Source organism: Bradyrhizobium sp. STM 3809 (assembly GCF_000239795.1).
In the GTDB taxonomy this organism is placed as follows: Bacteria; Pseudomonadota; Alphaproteobacteria; order Rhizobiales; family Xanthobacteraceae; genus Bradyrhizobium.
The window spans coordinates 1-9,348 of sequence record NZ_CAFJ01000561.1; the positions used below are offsets into that span (position 1 = coordinate 1).

General features: G+C 68.1%; 9 protein-coding genes and 1 pseudogene. 2 read left to right on the top strand and 8 right to left on the bottom strand.

From position 1 onward, the window contains the following. Together BRAS3809_RS36160 and BRAS3809_RS25565 are read left to right on the top strand one after the other, a co-directional pair. Positions 1-80, top strand: a pseudogene (locus tag BRAS3809_RS36160) (tRNA pseudouridine(38-40) synthase TruA); the annotation flags it as partial. 159 nt (positions 81-239) lie between these two features. Next, positions 240-2,297 (top strand): methyl-accepting chemotaxis protein, encoded by a 2,058-nt coding sequence (locus BRAS3809_RS25565; protein WP_008964916.1) that lies wholly within the window; start codon positions 240-242, stop codon positions 2,295-2,297. Positions 2,298-2,316: 19 nt separating this feature from the next. On the opposite strand, the gene dapE is transcribed toward BRAS3809_RS25565, so the two are convergent. From dapE to yihA, 8 genes are all read right to left on the bottom strand, one after another. Then, positions 2,317-3,471, bottom strand: a complete 1,155-nt coding sequence (gene dapE / locus BRAS3809_RS25570) for a succinyl-diaminopimelate desuccinylase (protein WP_008964917.1) — start codon at positions 3,469-3,471, stop codon at positions 2,317-2,319. Continuing rightward, positions 3,468-4,139 carry a DUF805 domain-containing protein gene (locus BRAS3809_RS25575; RefSeq protein ID WP_008964918.1) on the bottom strand — a complete coding sequence of 224 codons (672 nt, stop codon included), beginning with the start codon at positions 4,137-4,139 and terminating at the stop codon, positions 3,468-3,470. Before BRAS3809_RS25575 ends, dapE begins: the two co-directional genes overlap by 4 nt. 65 nt (positions 4,140-4,204) lie before the next feature. Continuing rightward, positions 4,205-5,050, bottom strand: a complete 846-nt coding sequence (dapD, locus tag BRAS3809_RS25580; RefSeq protein ID WP_008964919.1) for a 2,3,4,5-tetrahydropyridine-2,6-dicarboxylate N-succinyltransferase — start codon at positions 5,048-5,050, stop codon at positions 4,205-4,207. Positions 5,051-5,399: 349 nt separating this feature from the next. Further along, positions 5,400-6,095 carry a pyrimidine 5'-nucleotidase gene (locus BRAS3809_RS25585; protein WP_008964920.1) on the bottom strand — a complete coding sequence of 232 codons (696 nt, stop codon included), beginning with the start codon at positions 6,093-6,095 and terminating at the stop codon, positions 5,400-5,402. Positions 6,096-6,315: 220 nt separating this feature from the next. Next, entirely contained in the window at positions 6,316-7,383 is a 1,068-nt protein-coding gene (locus tag BRAS3809_RS25590; protein WP_008964921.1) for a DUF1036 domain-containing protein, read from the bottom strand. Between the two features lie 86 nt (positions 7,384-7,469). Further along, on the bottom strand, positions 7,470-8,366 hold the full coding sequence (argB, locus tag BRAS3809_RS25595) for an acetylglutamate kinase (RefSeq protein WP_008964922.1): 897 nt from the start codon (positions 8,364-8,366) through the stop codon (positions 7,470-7,472). A 74-nt stretch (positions 8,367-8,440) separates the two neighbouring features. After that, positions 8,441-8,809 carry a DUF423 domain-containing protein gene (locus BRAS3809_RS25600; RefSeq protein ID WP_035658531.1) on the bottom strand — a complete coding sequence of 123 codons (369 nt, stop codon included), beginning with the start codon at positions 8,807-8,809 and terminating at the stop codon, positions 8,441-8,443. Beyond that, a partial coding sequence (yihA, locus tag BRAS3809_RS25605) for a ribosome biogenesis GTP-binding protein YihA/YsxC (protein WP_035658534.1) occupies positions 8,809-9,348 on the bottom strand: 540 nt, incomplete at its 5' end. The genes yihA and BRAS3809_RS25600, both read right to left, overlap by 1 nt.

Here is a 9,348-nt window from a genome sequence, read left to right on the forward strand (position 1 = left end):
CGCTCGCGGCCCGCCGCCGCGCCGCCTGCGGCGTCGTCGCGCCGCCGGAAGGGCTATATCTGGTGAAGGTCGATTACTGATCCGGGCTCCGCGGCGGACCGGTTATCGTATGTTAGTTTGATGCGAACGACTGTCCTCATGACTTGCCGCTTCTCGTTGCGGACCATCAATTCTTAACCTCAAATTGAAGTCCTCGCTGCTACCGATTGCGCCTGTGCTGCTCTCCAGCGAGGTCGATCGTGCGCATCCGTCAAGTCTTCCTGCTCTCTCTGCTGCTCGGAGCCGTCATCGGCGTCCTCGCCACCGTGCTGTTCGCCTGGCAGCAGCTGAGTTCGCTGCAGGCCGCGCAGACGGCGGGCCGCGACGCGCAGCTGCTCGCCGCCATGTTGCGGCTGCCGGAGAAGCTGAACCTCGAGCGCGCCATGGTCAATCCGCGGCTGGCCTCGCCGAACCCGGCGACCGCCGACGAGATCGCCTCGCTGCAGAAGATCCTGCAGGGATCGGACGAGGCCTTCGCGAAGGCGCGCGGCCTTGCCCAGCTCGGCGAGGACACCGCCGCGCTGGACGCGATCCAGCAGAAATTGCGCACGGTGCGCGGCTCCGCCCTCGATGCCGTCGCGCAGGCCAAGACGGCGCGACCGGAGGCCGTGCTGCGCGATTACGTGCCGCAGATGTTCACGATCCAGGAGACCACCGGTGGCCATGTCGAGCTGATCGTCCGCCGGATCAACGCCGCCAATCCGGCCGTCGGCCAGGCCGCGCGTCTCGCCGTGATCGGCTGGGACCTGCGTGACTGGGCCGGCCGGGCCACCACGACCTTCATCCGCATGATTGCGACCAAGCAGCCGATGTCCGGCGAGCCGGCCGAAGCGATGGCGATGTTCAAGGGACGGATCGAGCGGATCTGGTCGTCGGCCAAGCTCGCCGGCGCCGAAATCGATCAGAAGCCGATCCTGGCCGCGCTCGCCAATGTGGAGAGCGGCTATTGGGCGCGCGGCGGTGATCTCTATGCGTCCCAGGTCGCGCCGAACCGCGGCAAGGTGCTCGAGCTCGACCCTGATCAGTTCCTGCGCGCGATGTTCCCGATCCTCGATACGATCCTGCCGCTGCGCGACGCGGCCATCGCCGAGGCGCTGCGCCAGAGCGAGATCGCGATCTCCGACTCGCAGACCCGCTTCGCGCTGGCGCTGGCGCTGCTGCTGGTCAACGTCGCGGCCGCGATCCTGGGCACGCTGTGGTTCAATGCCCGCGTGATCAAGCCGCTCTCGCATTTGACCGATCTGATTGGCCGCATCGCCGGCGGCGCGCGCGACGTCGCGGTCGCCTATCGCGATCGCACCGACGAGGTCGGCACGCTCGCCAACGCCATCGGCGTGCTGCAGGACAAGTCGGCGGAGGCCGACCGGCTGGCGCTGCAGGGCGCCGATGCGGAAGCGCGGCGCGACGCGCGTCGGCAGAAGATCGAGGCGCTCACCCGGCGCTTCGGCGAGGTCATCGACACGCTGTGCGGCCGCCTGAGCGATGCCGCCAGCGGGCTGAAGCAGTCGGCGGAGACGCTCGACGGCTCGGCCAGCACCACGGCGTCCCGCGCCACCGCTGTCGCGGATGCCGCGGCGCAGGCGACCTCCGGCGTCAACACGGTCGCGGCGGCGTCCGAAGAGCTCGACGCCTCGATGAAGGAGATTACCCGGCAGATCGCGGAAGCGGCCGCGGAATCGTCGAATGCGACCAGCCAGGCGCTCGACACCACCGACAAGGTCCGCACGCTCGCCGGCAGCGCGACCCGCATCGGCGACGTCGTCCAGCTGATCCGCGCCATCGCCTCGCAGACCAACCTGCTGGCGCTCAATGCCACGATCGAATCGGCGCGCGCGGGCGAGGCCGGCAAGGGCTTCGCCGTCGTCGCCTCCGAGGTGAAGAGCCTGGCGTCGCAGACCAGCAAGGCGACCGAGGAGATCGAGAGCCAGATCGCGGCGATCCAGAACGAGACGGGCAGCACCGTCGCCGCCATCGAGAAGATCGCGGCCGTCGTCAACACCATCAGCGGCGTGACGGGAGCGGTGGCGAGCGCGGTGGCCGAGCAGAGCGCGACGACGCGGGAGATCGCCCGCAGCGTGCAGCAGACCGCCAGCGGCACCAACGATGTCTCGTCGTCGATCGCGCTGGTCAGCGCCGCCGCCGCCGACACCCGCGGCTCCGCGCGGTCGCTGCTCGATTCAGCGGCGAGCCTCGCCGGGCAGGCGACGGATCTGCGCCGCGAGGTCGATCAGTTCTTGGCCGAGGTGAAGGCCGCCTGATCCTGATCAGGCGCGCTGCTCACGCGAAATAGCGATCGAGAATGCCGCGATAGATCTTCGTCAGAGTGGTGATATCGGCCACCGAGGCGCGCTCGTCGATCTGGTGCATGGTCTGGCCGACCAGGCCGAACTCGATCACCGGGCAGTAGCTCGAGATGAAGCGCGCGTCCGAGGTGCCGCCGGTGGTCGACAGCTCCGGCTTGCGCCCGGTCACCTCCGCGATGGCCGCCACCGCAAGGTCGGTGAACGGCCCCGGCCTGGTCAGGAAGACATTGGAGTTCGACGGCAGCCAATCGATATGGGCGCGGATGCGGTTGCCGCAGGCCCTGGCCAGGCGCTCCTCGACCAGCGCGCGCAGCGACTCCTGGGTGTGGCAATCATTGTAGCGGATGTTGAACTTCGCCCGCGCGATGCCGGCGATGACGTTGGTGGCGGTGTTGCCGACGTCGACGGTCGTGAATTCCAGATTCGACGGCTGGAATTGCGCGCTGCCGTTGTCCAGCGGCTCGTCCGACAGCGCCACGATCAGCCGCGAGATGTCCGGCACCGGGTTGGAGGCGCGGTGCGGATAGGCGACGTGGCCCTGCTTGCCCTCGACGATCAAGGTGCCGGATTGCGAGCCGCGGCGGCCGATCTTGATGCAGTCGCCCATGACTTCCTGGTTCGACGGCTCGCCAAGGACGCAATGGTCGAATCTTTCGCCGCGATCGGCCGCCCATTGCAGCAGCTTGATCGTGCCGTTGATCGAGACGTCCTCCTCGTCGCCGGTGATGAGGAACGAGATCGAGCCCTTCGGCCGACCGCCTTGATCGCGCAGATAGTCCAGCGCCGCCGCCACGCTGCAGGCGATGCCGCCCTTCATGTCGACCGCGCCGCGGCCGTAGATGTAGCCGTCCTTCACCTCGCCGGAGAAGGCAGGCAAACTCCACGCTGCTTCGTCGCCGGGCGGCACCACGTCGGTATGGCCGGCGAAGGTGATGTGCGGACCCTCGGTGCCGATGCGGGCGTAGAGATTGTCGATATCGGCGGTGCCCGCTTCCGAGAACGTCACGCGATGCGTCGTGAAGCCGGCCTCTTTCAGCAGGGCCTCGAGCACGCCGAGCGCGCCGGCATCGGCCGGGGTGACGGAGGGACAGCGGATCAGGTCGCGGGTGATGGAGAGGGCATCGGTCATGCCCTTCGCTTATCATGCTCATTCGGCGGCGGGCTAGTGCTGCCGATCGCCGCCTCCCGCCACGGGAGGGGCCCGATATGCGGCGTGAACGCGAGCTGCTTGTGCTGATCCCAGGCGGGGCGCGACGGCGCCCGCTCGGCAGAACGCCCGCCGGGCCCGGCCTTCGGCAGCGGGCTCGGGCCGAAGCGGTTGGTCCGGCGAACGCCGGCGAGGCAGTACAATTCGACGAAGCCCCAGACAGATAGCACGACCGCGAGCCCTCCGATGGCCATCGGAAGGATCGTGCCCGGCAGGCGATCGGCGTAGCGGTCGACCAGCCCGGGAAGGCCGAGGAACGGCACCGCCCACCAGCCGCTCTTGTCGCGGTCGTGCAGCCGCTTGACGGTACCGGCGGCAAACACCCAGGCGAACAGCGGGAGGAGAATGACGTGCGCTGCCGCGGAGGGGAGATCGGTGCGCGTCAGGCTGCGATAGGTGTCGGGATCGAGGACCGCGAAGATGTCCATCAGATTGAAGCTGGCGGCTGCCTGGCCGCCCAGCAGCCTGCCGATGCCGGCCACCAGGGCAGCAGCCACCAGCATCCAGGCGACGACCACCACCAGCGACAGCCAGAGCTTGGCGCGGTTGATCCGGCCGTCGAAGCGGAACAGAAACCAGGTCCAGTCCATGGGCGATCTCCGGACAGGCGCGGCCGGTCCGGAGATTCGTCGGCGTCAAGGTCGTGGCGGTTCGATCAGTCGCGCAGCAGCTCGTTGATCGAGGTCTTCGAGCGGGTGCGCTCGTCGACGCGCTTGACGATGACGGCGCAGGCCGTCGACGGGCCGATCTGGCCGTTCTTCATCGGGCGGCCGGGGAGCGCGCCGGGCACCACGACCGCGTATTCCGGCACCTCGCCGACGAAGGTTTCGCCGGTCTCGCGGTCGACGATCTTGGTCGAGGCGCCCAGGAACACGCCCATCGCCAGCACCGCGCCCTTGCGCACGATCACGCCCTCGGCGACCTCCGAGCGCGCGCCGATGAAGCAGTCATCCTCGATGATGACGGGGCCGGCCTGCAGCGGCTCCAGCACGCCGCCGATGCCGACGCCGCCGGAGATGTGCACGCGCTTGCCGATCTGGGCGCAGGAGCCGACCGTCGACCAGGTGTCGACCATGGTCGCCTCGTCGACATAGGCGCCGAGATTGACGAAGGACGGCATCAGCACGACGTTCCGGGCGATGAAGGCCGAGCGGCGCACGATCGCGCCCGGCACGGCGCGGAAACCGGCCTCGCGAAAGCGGTTCTCGCCCCAGCCCTCGAACTTCGACGGCACCTTGTCCCACCACGACGCCTGGCCGGGGCCGCCGGGGATCACGCTCATGTCGTTGAGGCGGAACGACAGCAGCACCGCCTTCTTCAGCCACTGGTTGACGCTCCACTTGCCGTCCGCAGCCCGCTCGGCGACGCGGGCCTCGCCCTTGTCGAGCAACTCCAGCGCGCTCTCCACGGCGTCGCGGACCTCGCCCTTGGTCGTCGTCGAGACGCCGTCCCGGGCATCGAAGGCGCTGTTGATGGTGGATTCCAGGGCGGACAGTGACATCGGTCGATCCTCGCTTGGTCCCGGGTCGACCGGGATGGACGTATAGGAGCTTGGGGCAGGGCGGCTTTTTCCGGGTTTGGGGCAGGGGAGTCAAGTTCACTCCGCCGTCGTCCCGGACAAGCGGAGCGCCTCGCTGTCCGCTCATGCCAAGGCGCTGTCGCGCGGGCGCCGATCCGGGACCCATAACCACAGGGAGATGGATTGGGCACGTCCTGAGCCACTTGCGTGCCTCACCCATCCGCCTGGGGTTATGGGTCTCGGGTCAAGCCCGGGACGACACCGAGTTTGGCGGACCGCCGTCGCAACTCATGACCAGCCCGGCCGCTGGTCCGGGACGACGCAGCGAGGGCTAGGCGACAACCAATCGCTGCAAGAACCCCGTCAAATCATCCGTGACGTGATCGACATGCGGATCGTCCCGGCCCGACAGTTCCCAGTCCTCGCGCACGACTTCCTTGGTGCCATCCGGCACCACGAGCACGGTGGTCATGCCGAGGTCGTGCGGCACGACGAGGTTGCGGGCGAGGTCCTCGAACATGGCCGCGCGCGTCGGATCGACGTCGTGCAGCCGGAGGAATTTGTCGTAGGTCTCGCGCGCCGGCTTCGGCGTCAGTTCGGCGGCGATGATGTCGAACACGCCGTGGAAATGGCCGGCGATGCCGAGCCGCGCCAGCACGGCGTCGACGTGATCGACCGAGCCGTTGGTCAGGATCAGCTTGCGTCCGGGCAGCTGCTCGATCGCCGCGCCCATCGCCGGATTGGGCTCCAGCGGCGAGTGGTCGATCTTGTGCACGTAGGCGAGGAAGTCGTCGGCGTGCACGCCGTGCTCGGTCATCATGCCGCGCATCGTCGTGCCGTAGCGCTTGTAGTAGTCCTTCTGGATGCGCCGCGCCTCGTCGGCATCGACCTTGAGCCAGTTGGACACGAACTCGCCGATCCGCGCATCCACCTGCTGCCACAGATTGACGTGATGCGGATACAGCGTGTTGTCGAGGTCGAACACCCAGGTGTCGACGTGATCGAAGGCGCGCGGTGTTTTTGTCATGTGTGCCTCGATCCATTCTGCCTTGGGTCATCATGCCCGGCTGTGGCGTCAAACTCCGCCGTCGTCCCGGCGAACGCCGGGACCCATACCGCGTGATCTGCCTTGGGGCACGATGGCTGATGCCGGTGGCCTACATTACGGCCGGTGGTTATGGATCCCGGCGTTCGCCGGGATGACGGCGGAGTTTTGGGCGCCGTCCTCGGCTTGATCGACATCAGCATCACGGCAACGCAAAGCGCAGCGTCTTGCCGCCGCGGGTGATGTCGACGGCGGTGAAGCCGGTCGCGGTGAAGCCGCGGCTCGGGCAGTCGCCCTGCTCGGTCGTCTCGAACTTGTTCTCGCGGGTGCAGAGCTGCACCAGGCCACCCCAGTTCAGCGGCTTATTCTTCAGCTTGATGGTGCGGTTCTCGTCGTCGACCGCTTCCGCGAAGCTGTAGACCTTCTTCGGCTGTCCGGTGATGTCCGGATGCAGGCACTTGCCGGCATCGATGCGGTACCAGCCGCGGCTGACGACGGTGCGGCCGTCATCCGTCCCGACCGCGGCCATCACCTTGTGCGGGGTGTCGTTGCACCAGGTCAGTCCGGTTGGTGACGGCGTCTGCACCGCCTCCACCATGGTCGCGAAAAACGTCGGCTGCGACACGACCTCGGACGCGAGCCCACGGCTCTTCAGGAATGCAGCGAGCGCGGCCTGCGTTTTCGGCCCGTCGACGCCGTCGATCGGCGAGGCGTCATAGCCGGCGATGCCGAGCAGCCGCTGGATGCCCGCCAGCCGCGCCTGCTCGTCATCATATTCCGCGCTCTCGGCGAGATAGGCGATCAGCGTGCCGTCGTCGGTCTTGGTCGGTGTCACCTGGGTGAACGGCGCGGGTGTCTGGCCGGTGCGGCACTGCCGCGCGGCGGCGATGACGAAATTGTCCGTGGCAGCCACGCACAGCTGGTCATTGCCGTTCTCGGCGATCGGCGAGGCGCCGTACAGGCTCAGCGCGCGCGCGTGCAGCAGAATGCGGTCGGCGGTCATCGTTCCCTGCAGCACCACGCGGCAGGTCGCGGGATCGAGCCTGAACCAGCCGCGCGTCGCGGTCGCCGCCTTCTCGTCGATGCCGATCGCGGCCTCGACGACGTAGCTCATGCGATTGCACAGCTTGAGGTCGGCGCGGGCCGGGGTGGCGGAGGCGAGAAGCGGAAGAAGGAGTGCAGCCAGGGAGACTGCGAAACGAGCTCGGAGAGATGTTGGGTACCCAGCTCTCTCTCCGCCGTCATGGCCGGGCTTGACCCGGCCATCCACGTCCTTGCCCCCACCGCAAACAGCGTCATGGATGCCCGGGTCAAGCCCGGGCATGACGAGACCTGAGCTTATGGCGGCCCTGCCCATCACTTGTGGATCAGCGTGCCCGTGCCCTGGTTGGTGAACAGCTCGAGCAGCACCGCATGCGGCACCTTGCCGTCGAGGATCACGACGCCCTGCACGCCCTGCTCCAGCGCGTAGATGCAGGTCTCGACCTTCGGGATCATGCCGCCGGAGATGGTGCCGTCGGCGATCAGCTTGCGCGCGTCCTTGATCGAGATCTCGGGAATCAGCTTCTTCGACTTGTCGAGCACGCCCGGCACGTCGGTCAGCAGCAGCAGCCGCTTGGCCTTCAGCGCGCCGGCGACGGCGCCGGCGAAGGTGTCGGCGTTGACGTTGAAGGTCTGGCCTTCCTTCGAGGTCGCGAGCGGCGCCAGCACCGGGATCAGCTCATAGCCGATCAGCTGATTGAGCAGCGTGAGGTCGACCTTGTCGGGCTCGCCGACGAAGCCGAGATCGACCACCTTCTCGATATGGCTGTCCGGATCGACCATCGTGCGCGACGCCTTGACCGCGCGCACCATGTTGCCGTCCTTGCCGCACAGGCCCACGGCCTTGCCGCCGGCCTCGTTGATGTAGCCGACCAGCTGCTTGTTGATCGAGCCGGCCAGCACCATTTCGACGATCTCGATGGTCGCGGCGTCGGTGATACGCAGGCCCGCGGCGAACTCCGACACGATACCGAGGCGCTTGAGCATGGTCGCGATCTGCGGCCCGCCGCCATGCACGACCACCGGATTGATCGCGGTCTGCTCCAGGAGCACGATGTCGCGCGCGAACGCCTTCGCGGTATCCTCGTCACCCATGGCGTGGCCGCCATATTTGATGACGATGGTTTCGTCGTCATACTCCTGCATGTGCGGGAGCGCTTCGGACAGGATTCGGGCCTGATCGAGCGGGCTGATGGTGGTCGCGTCGGTCATGTCTGGGGGATCTCGGCTGTCGGAACGTCGCGCGCGGTTCTATCCGATTGCCGGGCGCGGCGCAAAGCGCCGGATCAGCCCCGCCGCGGCCACGCCGCGCAGATCGCGAGGGCGATCCAGCTGGCGATCTGCAGGCTGCCCCCGATCGGCGCCGCATACGGAAACAGCCGGTCGCCGGTGAACTGCCGCATCAGGAGGTCGCCCGCGAACAGCGCCGGGCCGAGCACGAAGCCGATCGCCGCGATCAGCCCGATGCGTCGGGCAACGACGCCCCGCTCCGCCAGCGCGACGGTGCCGAGCAGCGCGCAGGCGTGGAACAGCAGCATGGTCGAGGCCGTGGCGAGCCGCGAGGCATCCGGATCATGCGCGGCCTTCGCGGCCAGCGCCACGCCGGCCGCGCCCATCAGCCCTGCACATGCGACCAGGATCCGCCACCGCATCATCAGGCGCCGCGCTCCTCGAGCAGCCGGACCATCGCCGCGCGCAGCTCCGGCATGCCGGTGCCGGAGCGTGAGGACGTGGCCAGCACGTGCGGAAACGCCGCAGGATGCTTGGCGAGCGCGGCCTCGGTCTCGGCGATGCGGGCCGCAAGTTCGGCCGGCTTCACCTGGTCGGCCTTGGTCAGCACGAGCTGATAGCTGACCGCGGAGCGGTCGAGCGTCTTCAGGATGTCCTGGTCGACCTCCTTCAGCCCATGGCGGGCGTCGATCAGCACATAGACGCGGGCGAGCGAGGCGCGGCCGAGCAGGAACTGGTGGATCAGCTCGGTCCAGGACGCGACCTTGGTCTTGGCCGCGGCGGCATAGCCGTAGCCGGGCATGTCGACCAGCCGCAACGGCGCGTTGCCGGGCCCCTCGAAGAAGATCAGCTCCTGGGTGCGGCCCGGCGTGTGCGAGGTGCGCGCCAGCGCGTTCTGGCCGGTCAGCGCGTTGATCAGGCTGGACTTGCCGACATTGGAGCGGCCTGCGAAGGCGACCTCGAT